Genomic DNA, 17,733 nt, shown 5'->3' on the forward strand with positions numbered 1-17,733 from the left:
CCACCGGATGGCATAGGTGGGCGGGGATAAAAAAGGCGCCGGGGCATTCTGCCCCGGCGCCTTTTTTGATGCAGCGGCGAACCGCCTCAGGCCAGGTCCAGCGTGTCCAGATCCACCGGCAAGGCGCGGTTCAGGGCGCTGGCCACCTTCACGCGCAAAGCGTTGGAGTGCGCGCGCCGGACCTCGCGCTTGACGTCCAGCAGTTGCTGAGGGTGCATGGAGAACTCGGTCAGGCCCAGACCCAGCAGCAGCCGGGTCATGCGCGAATCCCCCGCCATCTCGCCGCACACGGCAACCGGCTTGCCGGCACGCTCGCCCGCATTGATGGTGTGCGCGACCAGACGCAACACCGCGGGATGCAGCGGATCGTACAGGGACGCCACGTCGTGGTCGCCGCGATCGATCGCCAACGTGTACTGGATCAGGTCATTGGTGCCGATGGACAGGAAGTCCAGCGCCTGCGCAAAGGGTTCGATGGCGATGGCGATGGCGGGCACCTCGACCATGGCGCCCACTTCCATGTGGGGCGCATAGGCCTGGCCGCGCGCGTCCAGTTCGCGCCGCGCCGATTCGATGGCCGCCTTGGTCGCCACCACCTCGTGCATGTGCGCAATCATCGGTATCAGCAGGCGCACAGGCCCGTGCGCCGAGGCCCGCAGGATGGCGCGCAGCTGTGTTGCGAACATCTCCGGGCGCGCCAGGCAATAGCGGATGGCGCGCTGGCCGAGCGCGGGATTGGTGGCCACCGTGGCCTCGCCATCCAGCGTCTTGTCCGAGCCGATGTCCAGCGTGCGGATCGTGACGGGCCGGCCGGCCATCACCTTGACCACCGACGAGTAAGCTTCGTACTGTTCTTCTTCGCCCGGCAGGTCCGGACGCCCCATGAAGAGGAATTCGCTGCGGAACAAGCCGATGCCGTGCGCGCCGGAAGCCAATGCCAGCGCCGCTTCGTCCGGCAGTTCGATGTTGGCGTGCAGCACCACATCAATGCCATCCAGCGTGACCGAGGGCTCGTCGCGCAGCAGGCTCAGTTCGGCGCGCTCGTCGGCATAGGCCGATTGGCGGCGGCGGTATTCCTCGAGAATGCGGCTGGACGGATTGACGATCACCGCGCCGGCTGCGCCGTCGATGATCAGCATGTCGCCGTCGCGGACCAGTTCCCGCACGTTGCCCATGGCGACCACCGCTGGCACGGCCATGCTGCGCGCCACGATGGCGGTATGCGAAGTGGGACCGCCCAGGTCCGTCACGAAGGCGGCAAAGCGGCCGCCCCGCAGGCGCAGCATGTCGGCGGGCGAAATATCGTGGGCCACGACCACCAACGCGTCGTCGCCGCCCATGTGGGACATGTCGGGCAGGATGGCCGAGGTGCCAGCCAGCACATGCAATACCCGTTCGATGACCTGGCGCACGTCGGCCCCGCGCTCGCGCAGGTACTCGTCTTCCATGGCGTCGAACTGCTGGCCCAGGATCTGCCCCTGCGTCGTCAGCGCCCATTCGGCGTTGTAGTGGCGTTCGGCAATCAGCGCCAGGGTCTGCTCGGCCAGCAGCGGGTCGCCCAATAGCAGGCTGTGCACGTTGAGCATGGCGCCGAGCTCGCGCGGCGCGTCGGCCGGCAAGGTATCGGCCAGCTGCAGCAGTTCCTGCTGCGCCGAAGCCAGGGCATCGGTGAGCCGGCTGCTTTCGGCAGGCACGTCCTCGGGCGAGATGCGGTAGTGCGCGACCTCCAGCGCCGCCGCACCCATGACGACCGCGCGGCCGATGGCGTATCCCTTGGCCACGCCTTTGCCATACAGACACACAACGGGGCTGGCAGAACCAGCCCCGTTGTTGGGTGCGTCATTGAGGGTCGTAGACGAGCCGGCCTGGGCAACGCTCAGGCCGGCCGATTCGGAAGAAATTCTATTCCTGCTCACCGAATTTGCTGTCGAACAATGATTGAATTTCGGAAAGGGCCTGATCGGCGTCATTGCCGGAGGCCTCCAGCTTAACCGTCACGCCCAGCCCGGCCGCCAGCATCATGACGCCCATGATGCTCTTGGCGTTCACGCGCTGCGCGCCGCGCGAGATGAAGATCTCGCTGGAAAACTTGCTGGCCAGCTGCGTCAGCTTGGCAGCCGCCCGGGCATGCAGGCCCAGTTTATTGCTGATGACGATGTCTGTATTAGGCATAGGAAATATTATGGCTGCGGCATGAGGCCGCAGTGTTGATCACAGCAAACCGTCGAACCGTCAATCGGCCTGAATGGATAGCCGACATAATAGGGCAAACTTCCGCCCGTCAGTCTACACGTAAGACGCCCTGAAGCCCGCCGGCCAGCGCCTTCTCGCGGGTTTCGGCCAAGGGCAGATTGCGATAGGTCAGGGCCCGCAGCAGCATCGGGGTATTCAATCCGGCCAGCACGCAGCACTGGATGCCCTGGGCCTGGGCATCGGAGACGGCGCGCTTGGCGATATTGGCGGGCGTGGCGCCGATCAGATCGGTCAGCACCAGCACGCCCGCGCCATGTTCCTGCTCCAGGATGTCCTTCAGGACTTGCGGCGCCAGGTCGTCCGGCCGGTCTTCAGGCTGGATGTCGTGTATGGCCAGCATGCCGTCCAGGTTGCCCATGACGTGGCTGGCGCAATCGCGTATCGCGGCGCCCAGGGGCGCGTGCACGACGATGACTATACCGGTGGTCATGACAGGGGTCCTGGCGGGTCAAGCGGCAGCGGCAGGGGTCGCCACGGCCTTTTCCAGCGCCTGGACGAACATGCCGGCGACGTCGAAACCGGTTTGCTCCGCGATTTCCACAAAACAGGTGGGGCTGGTGACGTTGACTTCAGTGACGTAATCGCCAATGACGTCCAGGCCGACCAGCAGCAGACCGCGGGCGGCTAGCTTGGGAGCCACGGCCTCGGCGATCTCGCGGTCGCGCGGGGAAAGTTCCTGGGCCACGCCGCGGCCGCCGGCCGCCAGGTTGCCGCGGGTTTCACCGGCCAGCGGAATACGGGCCAGGGAGTACGGCACCGGCACCCCGCCGATCAGCAGGATGCGCTTGTCGCCCTTGACGATGTCGGGAATGTAGCGCTGCGCCATGATGGTGCGCGCGCCATTGTCCGTCAGCGTTTCCAGGATGGCGTTGAGGTTGGGATCCTTGGGCTGCAGCCGGAACACGCCCGTGCCGCCCATGCCGTCCAGCGGTTTGACGATGACATCGTGATGCTCGTCGTGGAACGCCTTCAGGCGGGCCATGCTGCGGGTCACCAGCGTGGGCGCGGTGAACTCGCTGATTTCGGTGATGGCCAGCTTTTCGGGATGGTTGCGGATCGCCGCGCCGCTGTTGAACACGCGGGCGCCTTGCGCCTCGGCATATTCGAGCAGGTGCGTGGAATAGACGTATTCCATGTCGAACGGCGGATCCTTGCGCATGACCACCGCGCCGAATTCCGCCAGCGGCAGATCCCGGGCGGCAGACTCGCGCCACCAGTCGTGGCCGTGCAGATCGGCGTCCGCGACCAGTTCGATGGGGGTGGCCGCGGTCTTGACCGTGCCCGCCTCGATATAGAGATCGCCCTGCATGGCCACGCTTAGCGTATGGCCGCGCGCCACCAGGGCGCGCATCATGGCGACAGAGCTGTCCTTGTACGCCTTGAGCAGCGGCAAGGGATCCAAAACGAACAATACATGCATCGCGACACCCTGAACGGACACCGCCTTCCCTCGCGGGAAGGCGGCTTTATGACATCGTAGCGCAGAGCCGCCCAATTAGCGAACCCGCCGGCGCCATGGCAGGCGGCAGATCGCACAGGCGGCGTAGCCTCCCTGGGGAGACTACGGCAGGAGCTCAGGCAGCCGACTCAGGCTTGCCCGCAGGCACGGCCTTTTTCTTCGGCGCCAGCACCATGACCATCTGACGGCCTTCGAGCTTCGGCATGGCTTCGACCTGGGCAAGTTCCAGCAGATCGTCGCGCACACGTTCAAGCACCCGCATACCGAGTTCCTGGTGGGCCATTTCGCGGCCACGGAAACGCAGCGTCACCTTGGCCTTGTCGCCTTCTTCGAGGAAGCGGCGCAGATTGCGCAGCTTGACCTGGTAGTCGCCCTCGTCGGTGGCCGGACGGAATTTGACTTCCTTGACCTGGATGACCTTCTGCTTGGAACGAGCTTCAGCTTGGCGCTTCTGCTCCTGGTACTTGAATTTGCCGTAGTCCATCAAACGGCAGACCGGCGGTTCGGCGTTCGGCGCGATTTCCACCAGATCCACGTCGCTTTGCTCGGAAAGACGGAAGGCGTCGGCAATCTTGACGATGCCGAGCTGTTCTCCGTCCAGACCTATCAGGCGCACCTCGGGGACGCGGATTTCACCGTTGATGCGATTGGCTTTTTCAGTGGCGATGTTGAAAGCTCCTAGAAATGTTAAGCAGCGCTGCTATCAGGATGAACGACGTCGCGACGGGTGGAAACGTCCTCGGACAAGCGCGCGACGAATTCGTCGTATGCGATGGCTCCGAGGTCCAATCCGCCCAGTCCGCGTACGGCTACAGTGCCGTTTTGCTTTTCCTTGTCGCCGACGACGAGGATGTACGGCACCTTTTGCAGGCTGTGCTCCCGAATTTTACGAGTGATTTTTTCACCGCGCAAATCGGACTCTACTCTAAAGCCTTGTTTTTTCAGGCTTTGCGTGATTTCAGCCGCATAATCGGCCGAAGGTTCGGAAATGCAGCATACGACGGCCTGCACCGGGGCCAGCCAGGGAGGCATGGCGCCGGCGTGGTTTTCGATCAGCATGCCGATGAAACGCTCCAGCGAACCGAGGATCGCGCGGTGCAGCATGACCGGCGGGCGACGCTGGTCGTTCTGGTCCACGTACTCGGCGCCCAGGCGCACGGGCATGGAGAAGTCGACCTGGATCGTGCCGCACTGCCAGTGGCGGCCGATGGCGTCCTTCAGGGTGTATTCCACCTTGGGGCCATAGAACGCGCCCTCTCCCGGCGAGATCTCGAATTCGCAACCCGTGCGGCGCAGGCTCTCCATCAGGGCGGCTTCGGCCGTATCCCAGACTTCGTCCGTGCCGATGCGCTTTTCAGGACGCGTGGCGACCTTGTACAGCACTTCCGTGAAGCCGAAGTCGCGGTAGACCTTCTGCAGCAGCGCGGTGAAGTCGGCGCACTCGTCCTGCAGCTGTTCTTCGGTACAGAAGATGTGGCCGTCGTCCTGCGTGAAGCCGCGCACGCGCATCATGCCGTGCAGCGAGCCCGAGGGCTCGTTGCGGTGGCACTGGCCGAATTCGCCGTAGCGCAGGGGCAATTCGCGATAGGAATGCAGGCCGGCGTTGAAGATCTGCACGTGGCCGGGGCAGTTCATCGGCTTCAGGCCGTAAACGCGGTTCTCGGACTCCGTCGTGAACATGTTTTCACGGTAGTTGTCCCAGTGGCCCGTCTTCTTCCAGAGCGAAATATCGAGGATCTGCGGCGCCTTCACTTCCTGGTAGCCGTTGTCGCGGTAGACGGAGCGCATGTATTGCTCCACCTGCTGCCACAGCGCCCAACCCTTGGGGTGCCAGAAAATCAGACCAGGGGCCTCGTCCTGGAAGTGGAACAGGTCCAATTCGCGGCCGATCTTGCGGTGGTCGCGGCGCTCGGCCTCTTCCAGCATGTGCAGGTAGGCTTCCTGTTCTTCCTTGGTTGCCCAGGCCGTGCCGTAGATGCGCTGGAGCATCTCGTTCTTGCTGTCGCCGCGCCAGTAGGCGCCGGCAACCTTCATGAGCTTGAAGACCTTCAGCTTGCCCGTGGACGGCACGTGGGGGCCGCGGCACAGGTCGATGAAGTCGCCTTCGCGGTACAGGCTGAGCGGCTCGTTCGACGGAATCGAGGCGATGATCTCGGCCTTGTACTTTTCGCCGATGCTCTTGAAGAATTCGACGGCGGCGTCGCGCGACCATTCCTCGCGCGTGACGACCTCGTCCTTCTTGGCGAGTTCGGCCATCTTTTTCTCGATGGCGGCCAGGTCTTCGGGCGTGAACGGGCGCTTGTACGAGAAGTCGTAGTAGAAGCCGTTGTCGATCACCGGACCGATGGTGACCTGCGCATCCGGAAACAGCTCCTTGACGGCATAGGCCAGCAAGTGCGCCGTCGAGTGGCGGATCAGATCCAGGCCGTCGGCGTCCTTGGCGGTGACGATGGCCAGGCGCGCGTCGCCCTCGATGCGGAAGCTGGTGTCGACCAGCCTGGAGTCCGAGCCCTCAAACGTCACGCGGCCGCCCAAGGCGGCCTTCGCCAGGCCCGTACCGATCGATTGCGCCACTTCGGCAACCGTTACCGGCCCCGGATATTGGCGCTGCGAACCATCGGGCAATGTGATCTGTACCATCGGGAGTGCTTCCTGGGGGGTTCTGGGAACTAAACAAACAAATTACGGAAACGAAAAACGCGGCCTGAGAGCCGCGTTCCTTGGATTGTCTTGCTGAGTCCTACCGCTGACCTGACACGGTGAAACCCGACGCACGAAAACTTAACGCGACATAGGGCGAAAGTTCCGGGTCGTAGTTCGTGCCAGCGGGAAAAACATGGTGTCTGGACCTAATGATGCTCGCCGCAGCGGCAGGGATCAAAAACAGCAAACAATGCACTGCGCAACAGAAGCTGTGCTTATCGTCGACGATTGTATCACTATTTACGCCTTTTCCGTGGCTAAAGCGCCACAGCGCGCCCTGGAGCGCGTGCGAGGTGCGCCCGGCGGCGCCATAACTCAAAAACTCATCTGCCGTCGCGGCCTAAATCCCGGCTGTTGCACGCGTGCTTCTCGCATATATGACAGGTCGACGGTGCAACAGTCTGATATTGGCGCGATTCATCTCCCGCGGGCCATGCGAAAACGTAATCTGCCTTCGCAAATTCAGGACACCCGCGACCTGCGCAATCGACCGCCGGCGTTCCCCCATCCTGCATGTGGAGCATCGATGAAAACTGTCTCAGCGCTCACCCTCAAAGCGCCCCCGCACATCAACCCCGAGCCCGCCGAAAGCGGCGACCGCCCGGGCACGCGCCGGCACCTGCTCCTGTCCCGGCCGCCGCCTCTCATCAAGGTGGCGATCCTGGACGACCACCCCGTGGTTGCCGTGGGCGTGGGCGCCTACCTGGAGAGCCGACCGGGCTTCCGGGTGGTGCACCGGGAGACCTCGGCACGGTCCCTCCTGGAGAAACTTACCCACTCACCCTGCGAAGTTGCCCTGGTCGATTTCTACCTGCCCCTGGAACCCTGGGATGGCGTGAACTATCTGCGGCGCCTGCGCCGCTACCACCCCGGGATGGCGCTCATCACCTTCTCGGCGGGCAGCCGCCAGGAAACTCAGTACGCGGCGTTCCGCGCAGGCGCGAATGGCTATTTCGCCAAGGAATGCGGCATGGTGCTGCTGCCGGAGATGATCCGCGGCGTACTGGCGGGCAAGGAAGAGTTCCTCACGGTGCAGGACGGCAAGATCCGGCCGCAGCAGCCGACGCATCCTCACGCGGCATTGACGACTTCGGAAGTGGAGATACTGCGCCACATCAGCCTAGGGCTGTCCGTCACGCAGATCTCGGCGCGGCTGATGCGCAGCAAGAAAACGATCAGCACCCACAAGCGCCGCGCCATGCGCAAGCTGCAGTTGTCCGACGATTTGTCGCTGGCGCTTTATCTGCGGGAGAAATTCGCTGAATGAGCGCCGCCGGGCTCTGCGCGACGCCGCGGCTCAGATGATCCGCGAGTAGCTGGCCGCGGTGCCCGGCGCCCGCAGGTAGCCGTCGAACGCCATGGCGACGGCTCGCACGAAGTACCAGCCCAGGCCGGTCACCTGCAGTTCGCCGGGGTGCAGGTTGACCAGGCCCAGCTCGGCCAGATTCGCCATCTGCAGCAGTTCCGGGCCAAAGCTGTCGGCGAACCGCAATCCGTGGCGCGCCTCTATCCGGCTGTAGTCCACGCGGCCCTGGCACATGATGTCCATGATGATCTCGCGGCGAACCAGATCATCCGTGCTCAGCGCCAACCCTCTTTCGACGGCGAAGCGCCCTGCTTCGATTGCCGCGTAATACTCGTCCAGGACTTTGGCGTTCTGGCTGTAGGTATTGCCGATGCGGCCGATCGCGGACACGCCCAGCGCGACCAGGTCGCGGTCGGGCTGCGTGCTGTAGCCCTGGAAGTTGCGGTGCAGCGCCCCCTTGCGCTTGGCGATCGCCAGCGCATCGGTTTCCAGCGCGAAATGGTCCATGCCGATATAGGCGTAGCCCTGCTTCAGAAAACCATCGATGGCGGCGCTGAGCAGCCCCACCCGCGTCTCCCTGTCGGGCAGGTCGCCCTCGTTGATGCGGCGCTGCGGCTTGAAGCGCGCGGGCAGGTGGGCGTAGGCATACAGCGCGATGCGGTCGGGCCGCAGCGCGATGACCTGAGCGATCGTGCGGGCAAAGGACTCCGTAGTCTGCAGCGGCAGGCCATAGATGAGATCCACGTTGACCGAGGCATAGCCCAACGCCCGGGAGCTCTGCATCAGCGCCCGCACGTCTTCGAACGACTGCATGCGGTGCACAGCGGCCTGCACCCGGGGATCGAAATCCTGCACGCCGAAACTCAGGCGGTTAAAGCCCAGTTCGCGCATATGGGCCAGGCGGTCGGGCGTGGCGGTGCGCGGATCTACCTCGATCGAGATTTCCGCGTCGGGTTCGAAGCGGAAGGCGCGTCGCAGGTTCTCCATCAGACGCGACAATTCCTCGTCGGACAAAAAGGTCGGCGTGCCGCCCCCGAAATGCAACTGCGATACGGGTACGCCCTCGCCCAGTTCGCGCACATGCAGCTCGATCTCGGCCGCCAGGGCGTCCAGATAGCGGGCGGCGCGGTCGTGGTGGCGAGTCACCACCTTGTTACAGGCGCAGTAATAACAGACCGATTCACAGAACGGGATGTGCACGTAGAGCGACAAAGGCTCGGCCGGCGCCGTCGCGCGGCGCTGCTGCAGCGCCTGCCGGTACTCCTGCTCGCCGAAGCCGCCGTGATACCGGTCAGCCGTGGGATACGAGGTATAGCGGGGCCCGTTCTTGTCCAGCCGCGCCAGCAATTGCGGCGGGAACAATGGGCTGGCGGCGGAGGGCTCGCGGGATTCTGTCTGTGACGGGCGTAGGGCGGCTTGCATACCTGGAATTATTCGCCTGTGCCGGCCAGTCCGGGTTGATCTTGCGCAAACGCCAGCGTGTTGCCCCCCGCCAGTCCACCTGCCCACCCAGAAAACACCCCGCGGCGCTAGCGGCCTCGTCCCCGTAAAATGCGCCTGTCACAAAGATGCACAACAAGGAAACCATCATGGGCACTGAACTGGACGGCCGCCTGCTCGCCATGCGCCAGGCGCTGGCGATCGCCATCGCCCTCTCGACCCGCAGCAGCCCCCAGGCCACCGACATGGCGCTGGAACTGCTTAATGACCTGAAGGCAAGCATGGACAACGCTCCTTCGGACAGCCCGTTCGAGAAGCCGGAATGGGTAGCGGGCGCGCACGACGAACTGGACGGCATCGCGCGCCTGGTGCGCGCCTTCACGCAGACGCCTGAACCGGACGACGAGGCGCAATAGCCTGCCCCTAGGGGCGAGGCACGCCAGACGCCGTGCCGCAAAGCCGGGAAGACGGCGTCACACGCCAGTGCAGCCCAGGAAAGTCCTTTCCGACGGCGACAAACCCCGCTCCGGACGTTCTCGGTTCCAGCTCCAGCTCCAATGCGCCGCAAGCCTCGGCCACGTCTTTCGGCACCCAGGGACTGAAACGGAGCTGTCCGTCTATCAGCACCAGCGGCTGTTCCGGCAGCCTCAGGGCCAGCGCGCCGGCCTCGGCCGGCGGCCCCGATATCACCCTGACCGGCCCGCCAAGCGCCGCTTTGGCGGGTTCGTGCACAGCCAGGGCCAGCGCCCGGGAATCGAAATAGCGCCAATCCGACGCCTTGCGCGCAAGCCCCGCCCCGCCCGGCGAAGTCAGCCCGACCCGGACCATCAACAGCGCCTGGACCAATGCAAATACCGCCACGGCATCGCGCGGCCGCACGCGCTCCCAGACGCCGCCACGCACCAGTTCCATCATCGCCGGCGCCATGAACAGCAGATAAGGCGTGCCCCAGTGCAGTTGCACATGGGAACCGCTGGCAAGCGTCATGATGCTGACGAACACCAAGGGCGTAAAACCGAACGACAGCAGGATGGCGCGGCCCGCATCGCGCGGCGGCGCGTCTGCCGTCACAGCAGCCACCGCGGCGCGGCGGCGCGCCAACCAGCACAAGACGCCCAGGAACACCCACGCAGGCAGCGCGCGGTTCAGCATCTGATCGCCCCACCACCGCGCCACTTCCGCCGCGCGCTGAACCCAAGGCAGGCCGGCGGCCAGCGATGAAGTCATCGCGTAGTTCAGGGGTTCGAAGCCGTTGTACGCCAGCCACCAGAGATGCGGCGCGAAGACCGCCAGCGCGGTCAACCCCGCAACCTGCAGCCCGAACCGGTGCATGGAGTCGCGCCAGCCGCGCTGGCTCAGCCAGAAGACCAGCACGGCGGCGCCCGTCACCGCGCTTTGGTACTTGGACAGAGCCCCCAGGCCCAGGCACGCGCCCAGCACGATCCACCAACCGATCCGGCGCGTGGTCCAGGCTTTCCAGCACGCGACGGCGCAGCCCACCGCCAGGGGAATCAGCACGATCTCGTGGTTGTAGAAATGCAGACGGCCGTTGTAGAAGGTGATGCACAGGCCGGCCAGCAACGCCGCCCGCGCATGGCCGCTGCCGCGCATGCCCCGCAGCCAGCGCCACAACAACGCGAAGGCGCCCAGGGTGCAGAGCGCACCGACGATGTAGCTCGTCCACGCCGACCAGCCCAGCAATTGCACCGCTGGCCACAGCAGCCAGGTCGGCAGAGGCGGATGCTTGTAATAGCCCCATTCCAGGCTGCGCACCCAGGTCAGTTGCTCGATATTGTCAGTCGGCGGCGCGAGGGCCGCCTTGTCCAGCAGCGTCAACCACGCCAGGGCGAAGACCGCCATGCCCAAGCCTATCCACCAGCCCTCGGACCGGAACGCCCGCTTCGTCACTTCCTGCACGTCCTACCCCTTCCTGCCGCCGCAGCGCGCTGCCTTGCCACATGCCCGGTATCGGGCGCAACGGAGTATGGGATGGCGTCCGCCCGCAACAGCGGGGCTTCTGTGCGGGATTTGTCTGGAAACTGTAAAGCGCCCGAGACATTCCTAGCTGGCCTGACCACTTCAAAGAAAGAGGTGGAATCCCTGTGATCGTTTTCCCTTGAAATGGAAAATTTCCCTTCTTATTCAAGGATGAGATGCCTATATTTGGTGGCCTGACCACTTGGCTCTCCGTTCCCGCCCCTATCGTCGATGAACACCTTCCAAGCTGCCGCTGTCACCCGCCTGTACCGAGTCATCGCCGACCAGATCGCCGGCCGGATCCGGGCCGGGGAATTCCCCCGCGGCGGGCGCCTGCCTTCTGAGCGGGAGCTGGCCGAACAGCTGCAGGTCAGCCGCGCGTCTATCCGCGAGGCACTGATCGCGCTGGAAATAGAAGGCTATGTCGAGGTGCGCGTGGGCACCGGGGTGTTCGTCACTGCCATCCGGGAAGCCATCGCTCCCGCGTACGCCGCGCCAGGACAGGACGGCATCGGCCCGTTCGACCTGCTGGAAGCGCGCATGCTGATCGAACCCGAGTGCGCGGGCATGGCCGCGCAGCATGGGTCGCCCGCCCAGATTGCCGCCATCCGCGACGCCCACGAGGGCATGTCGCTGGGCAACTCGCCCGGCCGCCACGACCGCGAATTCCACAACGCCATTGCCGCGGCTTGCGGCAACGCCGCAGTAGCGGCCTCGGTGGCCCATCTGTGGGAATTGACGCAGGCCAGCCCCGTGTACAGCCGCATGGAGGATTACTTCGTCGACACCAAGGTCTGGGCCATCGCCCATGCCGAACACCAGCGCATCCTGACGGCCATACAGGCGCGCGATCCGATCCGCGCGCGCCATGCCATGCATGCGCATCTGCTAGGCATCCTGGCCCGCCTGCGGGAAGACTTTGGCGACGAGAACGGCGCTCCGCAATGGTGCGCGGCACGCTGAAGAGCACCTGTACGAAGCATTGTTGTAGCGGCTCCACCCGTAGTACCCCTGAAAACACAGGTGGCATGAGGTTTGCTTGCCAGTGCACGGCATCCGCGACGCGGACACCTGTCAGACCCTTTCCAGCCCGGAGGCTCGCAGTGAAATCGAAGAAATGGTTCTCCCTAAGCATCGGCGCACTGGTCCTCGCGGCCGCGCTGCCCGCCACGCAAGCCCTGGCGCAGACCAAGGGCGGCACGCTGAACATGATCGTCCAGCCCGAACCGCCGGTGATTGTCACCGCCATCAATCAGCAGGGGCCCACGCAGTTCGTCGCCGGCAAGATCTACGAGAGCCTGCTGACCTACTCCACCGATCTGAAGCCCCAGCCCGGCCTGGCCAAGTCGTGGGACGCCTCGCCCGACGGCCTGTCCTACACCTTCCACCTGCAGGACAACGTCAAGTGGCATGACGGCAAGCCCTTCACGTCCGAGGACGTGGTGTTCTCGCTGGCGGACATGCTGCCCAAGACCCATGCGCGCGCCCGCGTGATCCTGAACAAGTTCGTGGAATCGGTGCAGGCGCCGGACGCGAAGACGGTCGTCGTCAAACTGAAGACGCCCTTCCCGGCCTTCATGCTGATGTTCGAACCGGGCTTTGCGCCCATGATGCCCAAGCACATCTATGCCGGCACCGACTACATGACCAATCCCGCCAACCAGAAGCCGGTCGGCACGGGCCCGTTCATGTTCAAGGAATGGAAACGCGGCGAATACATCAAGCTGACCCGCAACCCCGACTACTGGAAGCCCGGCAAGCCCTATCTGGATGAACTGGTGTTCAACGTCATCCCCGACTCGGCCTCGCGCGCGGTGGCTTTCGAGCGCGGCAGCGTGGACGTGCTGCGCGGCGGCGACGTGGACAACGTCGACATCAAGCGCCTGCGCGCCCTGCCCAAGGTCGAATACACCACGGCCGGCTGGGAGATGTTCTCGCCCCAGGCCTACCTGATCTTCAACATGCGCAAGCCGCCCTTCGACAACCTGAAGGTGCGCCAGGCCGTGATGGCGGCCATCAACCGCAACATGGTGGTCAATAACATCTTCTTCGGCCTGGGCAAGGTGTCCACCAGCCCCTTCGTCACCACCGAGATGTTCTATGACAAGAACATGCCGCCGCTGGCGTTCGACATGAAGAAGGCGCGCGCGCTGATCAAGGAGTCCGGCATCAAGCCCGAGGACTACACGATCCGCCAGCTGAGCTTCCCCTACGGCTCCACCTGGGACCGCCTGGGCGAATACACCAAGCAGGCGCTGGAGCAGCTGGGCTTCAAGGTCAACCTGGAAGCCACCGACGCCGGCGGCTGGGCCAGCCGCACGGGCAACTGGGACTTCGACATGACGACCACCTTCACCTACCAGTACGGCGATCCCGCGCTGGGCGTGCAACGGCTGTATGTCTCGTCGAACATCGTCAAGGGTTCGCCCTTCGCCAACGTGCAGGGCTACAGCAATCCTGAGACCGACAAGCAATGGGAGGCGGCCGCTTCCGAGGTGGATCCCGCCAAGCGCCAGGAGCTCTACACCAAGCTGCAGACCACGCTGGTCAATGAGATCGCCAACGGCTTCCTGGTGGACATGGAGTTTCCGACGCTCTACCGCGGCAACGTCAAGAATCTGGTCAAGACCGCCATCGGCCTGAACGAGAGCTTCGACGACGTGTACATCGAAAAGTAAGCGCCGCAGGACGCCGCCGCGGCAGGCTTGCCGCGGCGGCGGATGCCGGCCGGACAACGGCTGCCCCAGGCAGGCCGCGCCCGACCAGAGAGGACCCCGAGCATGAAATTCCTGTCTTTCCTCGTTTCCCGCATCGGCAAGGCCCTGGTGGTCGTGCTGGGCGTGGTGATCATCAATTTCTTCCTGATCCGCCTGGCCCCCGGCGACCCCGCCGCCGTGCTGGCGGGCCAGGCCGGCGCGGGCGACGCCGCCTACGTCGAACAATTGCGCGTGGCCTTCGGCCTGGACAAGCCCATCCTGACCCAGCTGATGCTGTACCTGAAGGGCGTGGTGCAACTGGACCTGGGTTTCTCGTACCGCAACCATGTGCCGGTGCTGGACCTGATCCTGGAACGCCTGCCCGCCACCTTCCTGCTGATGTCCTGCGCCTTCGTGTTCTCCATCGTGCTGGGCGTCTTCCTGGGCGTGGTGGCGGCCAAGGCCCGCTACCGCAACAAGCGCCGCTGGATCGACAGCTCCGTCATGACGGGCGCGCTGGTGCTGTACGCCACGCCGCTGTTCTGGCTGTCGCTGATGGGCATCCTGCTGTTCTCGGTGGTGCTGGGCTGGCTGCCGGCCTTCGGCATGGAGACCGTGGGCGCCAACCTGAAGGGCTGGGCGCGCGCGGGCGACATCGCCCAGCACCTGATCCTGCCCACCGTGACGCTGGGCTGCTTCTTCATGGCGGTCTACGTGCGGCTGACCCGCGCCTCCATGCTGGAAGTGATAGGCATGGATTTCGTCAAGACGGCGCGCGCCAAGGGCGTAAGCCCCGGCCGCGTGATCCGCGCCCACGTGCTGCGCAATGCGCTGCTGCCGGTCATCACCTTCGCCGGCATCCAGCTGGGGCAGATGGCGGGCGGCGCGGTGCTGACCGAAACCGTGTTCGCCTGGCCCGGCATCGGCAGGCTGATGTTCGACGCGCTGCTGCAGCGCGACTACCAGCTGCTGCTGGGCATCTTCCTGGTCACCTCCATCATGGTGGTGGTGTTCAACCTGCTGACCGACGTGCTGTACCGACTCATCGATCCGCGCATCGGCGCGGGCGCGCAGCAAGGAGCCGCCGCATGAAGTCATTTGCCCGGCGCTACATGCGCAACTACGGAGCGGTGGCCGGACTGGCCATCATGCTGGTCGTGATCGTCGTGGCCCTGGCCGCGCCGCTGCTGTATGAAGAATCCCCCTGGATGATGGTGGCGGATCCGCTTATTCCGCCGTTCACCAATGCCGACTACCCCTTCGGCACCGACATGCTGGGCCGCGACATCACGGCCGGGCTGGTCTGGGGCGCCCGGGTCTCGCTGATGGTGGGCCTCTTGTCGACCGCCGTGGCGCTGGTCTTCGGCATCGTGGTCGGCTCGGTGGCGGGTTACTGCGGCGGCCGGGTTGACGACGCGCTGATGCGCTTCACCGAGTTCTTCCAGACCATCCCGCAGCTGGCCATGGCCGTGGTGCTGGTGGCGATCCTGAGTCCATCCGTCTATTCCATCATGGGGGCCATCGCGGTGGTGTCGTGGCCGCCGGCCGCGCGGCTGGTGCGCTCGGAGTTCATGACGCTCAAGCAGCGTGAGTTCGTGCAGGCCGCCATTGTCATCGGGCAGACGCCGGCCCGCATCGTCGGCACGCAGATCCTGCCCAACGCCATGTCGCCCATCATCGTGTCGGCGTCGTTCATGGTCGCCACCGCGATCCTGACGGAATCGTCGCTGTCCTTCCTGGGGCTGGGCGATCGCAACCTGATGAGCTGGGGCTTCATGATCGGCGCGGCCCGCACCATGATCCGCGAAGCCTGGTGGATGAGCGTCTGGCCCGGCGTGGCGATCCTGCTGACCGTGCTGGCCATCAACCTGATCGGCGAAGGCCTGAACGATGCCCTCAACCCGCAGCTGCGCAAGCGCGGCGAATAGGAGGACGGCATGAACGCTTCCACTCCTTTGCTATCCATCCAGAACCTGAGCATCGCCCTGCCCAAAGGCGGCGACCGCCCTTATGCCGTGCAGGACGTGTCGTACGACATCCGCGCCGGCGAGATCCTCTGCATCGTCGGCGAATCGGGCTCGGGCAAGTCCATGAGCGCCAACGCCATCATGGGCCTGCTACCCGACTACCTGACGCCGCAGCAGGGCCGCATCCTGTTCCGCGGCCAGGACCTGCTGCGGCAGGACGAAGCCACGCTGCAAGCCATGCGCGGCAAGGACATGGCGATGATCTTCCAGGAGCCCCTGTCGGCGCTCAACCCCCTGATGACGGTAGGCGAGCAGATCAGCGAAGTCATGCGCGTGCATAACGCGTATCCGGGCGCGCAGCGCATGGCCCGCACGCTGGAGCTGCTGGCCTTCGTAGGGCTGCCCGACCCCGCCACGCTTTACCACGTCTACCCATTCCGCCTGTCGGGCGGACAGCGCCAGCGCGTGATGATCGCCATGGCCCTGGCGCTGGAGCCTGCACTCCTGATCGCCGACGAACCGACCACCGCGCTGGACGTCACCACCCAGGCGCAGATCCTGGCGCTGATCGCCCGCATCCAGAAAGAGAAAGGCATGGGCGTGATGTTCGTCACCCATGACTTCGGCGTGGTGGCCGAAATCGCGCACCGGGTCGCCGTGATGGAAAAAGGCGTCCTGGTCGAACAGGGGCCGGCGGACGAAGTGCTGAACCGGCCCCGCCACCCCTACACGCAACGCCTGATCGCGGCCGTGCCGCACCGCCGTGGCGCCGAGCGCGAGTCCGCCCCGCACGACCAGCCCGTGCTGGACGTGCGCGACTTGAAGAAGACCTACGTGGTGGGCCGCGGCTGGCTGGGCGGCAAACGCGAGGTTCACGCGGTCGACGGCGTCAGCTTCAGCGTGCGGCGCGGCGAGACGCTGGGCATCGTGGGCGAATCAGGCTCGGGCAAGTCCACCATCGGCAAATGCCTGCTCAAGCTGGTGGGCATCAACGGCGGGCAGTTGATCTTCAACGGCCAGGACATCGCCGCCATGCCGGAATCGCGCTTCCGGCCGCTGCGCCACGACATCCAGATGATCTTCCAGGATCCGTTCGCCTCGCTCAACCCGCGCCATACCGTAGGCCGCATCATCAGCGACGGCCCCGTCGCCAACGGCGTGCCACGCGCCCAGGCCGAAGCGCGGGTGCGCGAGCTGCTGTCGCTGGTCGGGCTGGACCCGTCGGCCTTCGATCGCTATCCCAACCAGTTTTCGGGCGGACAGCGCCAGCGCATCGGCATCGCGCGCGCGCTGGCGCTGGAGCCCAAGGTGCTGGTGGCCGACGAATCAGTGTCGGCGCTGGACGTCTCGGTTCAGGCGCAAGTACTGCAGCTATTGCACGATTTGCAGCAACGCCTGAAGATCGCACTGGTCTTCATCACCCACGATTTGCGCGTGGCGGCCCAGATCTGCAATTCCGTGCTGGTCATGCATCGCGGCAAGGTGGTCGAGTACGGCTCGCCCGCGCAGATCTTCGACAACCCGCAACACGCCTATACGCGGCAGCTGATCGCCGCGGTCCCCGGCCAGCACTGGGACCCGACCAAGGCGCAAGCGGCCTGAAGCGCACAAGAATATTCATACTTCCAAGGAGAACGCCCCATGCAACGCCCCGCCGCCATACCGACCGTGCAGATCGACAATGACATGGTCACCGTCACCGAATGGCGTTTCCCGCCCGGCGGCGAAACGGGATGGCACCGCCATGGAATGAACTACGTGGTGGTCCCGCAGACCACCGGCCCGCTCTTGCTGGACACGCCCGACGGCGAAATCACCAGCCAGCTCACCACCGGCGTGGCCTACTACCGGCCCGTGGGTGTAGAGCACAACGTGATCAATCCCGGCGACACGGAGTTCGTGTTCGTCGAAATCGAACTCAAGCACGCATAA

The 17,733-nt window shown here is 64.9% G+C and carries 16 protein-coding genes; 8 read left to right on the forward strand and 8 right to left on the reverse strand.

Annotated elements, in window-relative coordinates; all coding sequences use genetic code 11:
• Window positions 1-86 precede the first annotated feature (86 nt).
• The 6 genes from ptsP to thrS form a co-directional block, all read right to left on the reverse strand.
• Window positions 87-1,796, reverse strand: coding sequence for a phosphoenolpyruvate--protein phosphotransferase (ptsP, locus tag HV766_RS26710; protein ID WP_054458308.1), 1,710 nt, complete (start codon window positions 1,794-1,796; stop codon window positions 87-89).
• 106 nt (window positions 1,797-1,902) lie between these two features.
• Complete coding sequence (locus HV766_RS26715; RefSeq protein ID WP_013392913.1) at window positions 1,903-2,172, reverse strand: HPr family phosphocarrier protein; 270 nt, start codon at window positions 2,170-2,172, stop codon at window positions 1,903-1,905.
• 109 nt (window positions 2,173-2,281) lie between these two features.
• Entirely contained in the window at window positions 2,282-2,683 is a 402-nt protein-coding gene (locus tag HV766_RS26720; protein ID WP_054458255.1) for a PTS sugar transporter subunit IIA, read from the reverse strand.
• Between the two features lie 18 nt (window positions 2,684-2,701).
• The gene (gene gshB, locus HV766_RS26725; RefSeq protein ID WP_054458256.1) at window positions 2,702-3,673 is read right to left on the reverse strand and encodes a glutathione synthase; all 972 of its coding nucleotides are present in this window, start codon (window positions 3,671-3,673) and stop codon (window positions 2,702-2,704) included.
• Window positions 3,674-3,827: 154 nt separating this feature from the next.
• Window positions 3,828-4,379, reverse strand: a complete 552-nt coding sequence (infC, locus tag HV766_RS26730) for a translation initiation factor IF-3 (protein WP_080551054.1) — start codon at window positions 4,377-4,379, stop codon at window positions 3,828-3,830.
• A 20-nt stretch (window positions 4,380-4,399) separates the two neighbouring features.
• The gene (thrS, locus tag HV766_RS26735; protein WP_175182141.1) at window positions 4,400-6,352 is read right to left on the reverse strand and encodes a threonine--tRNA ligase; all 1,953 of its coding nucleotides are present in this window, start codon (window positions 6,350-6,352) and stop codon (window positions 4,400-4,402) included.
• 589 nt (window positions 6,353-6,941) lie between these two features.
• Here thrS and HV766_RS26740 point away from each other — a divergent pair.
• A complete protein-coding gene (locus HV766_RS26740; protein WP_054458258.1) occupies window positions 6,942-7,682 on the forward strand; it encodes a response regulator transcription factor in 741 nt (246 codons plus the stop codon).
• A 30-nt stretch (window positions 7,683-7,712) separates the two neighbouring features.
• Here HV766_RS26740 and hemN read toward each other — a convergent pair whose 3' ends face one another.
• Window positions 7,713-9,143, reverse strand: a complete 1,431-nt coding sequence (gene hemN, locus HV766_RS26745; RefSeq protein WP_175182142.1) for an oxygen-independent coproporphyrinogen III oxidase — start codon at window positions 9,141-9,143, stop codon at window positions 7,713-7,715.
• Between the two features lie 167 nt (window positions 9,144-9,310).
• Between hemN and HV766_RS26750 the strand changes: the two genes are divergently transcribed.
• Window positions 9,311-9,577 (forward strand): hypothetical protein, encoded by a 267-nt coding sequence (locus tag HV766_RS26750; protein ID WP_054458311.1) that lies wholly within the window; start codon window positions 9,311-9,313, stop codon window positions 9,575-9,577.
• 7 nt (window positions 9,578-9,584) lie between these two features.
• Here HV766_RS26750 and HV766_RS26755 read toward each other — a convergent pair whose 3' ends face one another.
• Entirely contained in the window at window positions 9,585-11,078 is a 1,494-nt protein-coding gene (locus HV766_RS26755) for a glycosyltransferase family 39 protein (RefSeq protein ID WP_254593365.1), read from the reverse strand.
• A gap of 291 nt (window positions 11,079-11,369) precedes the next feature.
• On the opposite strand from HV766_RS26755, the gene HV766_RS26760 reads away from it, so the two are divergent.
• From HV766_RS26760 to HV766_RS26785, 6 genes are all read left to right on the forward strand, one after another.
• Window positions 11,370-12,101, forward strand: a complete 732-nt coding sequence (locus HV766_RS26760) for a FadR/GntR family transcriptional regulator (RefSeq protein ID WP_175182143.1) — start codon at window positions 11,370-11,372, stop codon at window positions 12,099-12,101.
• A 140-nt stretch (window positions 12,102-12,241) separates the two neighbouring features.
• Complete coding sequence (locus HV766_RS26765; RefSeq protein WP_054458262.1) at window positions 12,242-13,816, forward strand: ABC transporter substrate-binding protein; 1,575 nt, start codon at window positions 12,242-12,244, stop codon at window positions 13,814-13,816.
• Window positions 13,817-13,918: 102 nt separating this feature from the next.
• Window positions 13,919-14,926, forward strand: coding sequence for an ABC transporter permease (locus HV766_RS26770; RefSeq protein ID WP_054458263.1), 1,008 nt, complete (start codon window positions 13,919-13,921; stop codon window positions 14,924-14,926).
• Entirely contained in the window at window positions 14,923-15,762 is an 840-nt protein-coding gene (locus tag HV766_RS26775; RefSeq protein WP_059380519.1) for an ABC transporter permease, read from the forward strand. The genes HV766_RS26770 and HV766_RS26775 overlap by 4 nt, the downstream gene beginning before the upstream one ends.
• A 9-nt stretch (window positions 15,763-15,771) precedes the next feature.
• Window positions 15,772-17,403: an ABC transporter ATP-binding protein gene (locus tag HV766_RS26780; protein ID WP_054458264.1), complete on the forward strand. Its 1,632-nt coding sequence runs from the start codon at window positions 15,772-15,774 to the stop codon at window positions 17,401-17,403.
• Window positions 17,404-17,442: 39 nt separating this feature from the next.
• Window positions 17,443-17,733, forward strand: a complete 291-nt coding sequence (locus tag HV766_RS26785; protein WP_054458265.1) for a cupin domain-containing protein — start codon at window positions 17,443-17,445, stop codon at window positions 17,731-17,733.

It is taken from the genome of Achromobacter aegrifaciens, from assembly GCF_902859735.1.
GTDB classification, from domain to species: Bacteria; Pseudomonadota; Gammaproteobacteria; order Burkholderiales; family Burkholderiaceae_B; genus Achromobacter; species Achromobacter aegrifaciens.

Coding starts and splice junctions, on each gene's coding strand:
- HV766_RS26715 (WP_013392913.1), bottom strand. CDS start 2,172: ATGCCTAATACAGACATCGTCATCAGCAATAAACTGGGCCTGCATGCC.
- HV766_RS26720 (WP_054458255.1), bottom strand. CDS start 2,683: ATGACCACCGGTATAGTCATCGTCGTGCACGCGCCCCTGGGCGCCGCG.
- gshB (WP_054458256.1), bottom strand. CDS start 3,673: ATGCATGTATTGTTCGTTTTGGATCCCTTGCCGCTGCTCAAGGCGTAC.
- thrS (WP_175182141.1), bottom strand. CDS start 6,352: ATGGTACAGATCACATTGCCCGATGGTTCGCAGCGCCAATATCCGGGG.
- HV766_RS26740 (WP_054458258.1), top strand. CDS start 6,942: ATGAAAACTGTCTCAGCGCTCACCCTCAAAGCGCCCCCGCACATCAAC.
- hemN (WP_175182142.1), bottom strand. CDS start 9,143: ATGCAAGCCGCCCTACGCCCGTCACAGACAGAATCCCGCGAGCCCTCC.
- HV766_RS26750 (WP_054458311.1), top strand. CDS start 9,311: ATGGGCACTGAACTGGACGGCCGCCTGCTCGCCATGCGCCAGGCGCTG.
- HV766_RS26760 (WP_175182143.1), top strand. CDS start 11,370: ATGAACACCTTCCAAGCTGCCGCTGTCACCCGCCTGTACCGAGTCATC.
- HV766_RS26770 (WP_054458263.1), top strand. CDS start 13,919: ATGAAATTCCTGTCTTTCCTCGTTTCCCGCATCGGCAAGGCCCTGGTG.
- HV766_RS26775 (WP_059380519.1), top strand. CDS start 14,923: ATGAAGTCATTTGCCCGGCGCTACATGCGCAACTACGGAGCGGTGGCC.
- HV766_RS26780 (WP_054458264.1), top strand. CDS start 15,772: ATGAACGCTTCCACTCCTTTGCTATCCATCCAGAACCTGAGCATCGCC.
- HV766_RS26785 (WP_054458265.1), top strand. CDS start 17,443: ATGCAACGCCCCGCCGCCATACCGACCGTGCAGATCGACAATGACATG.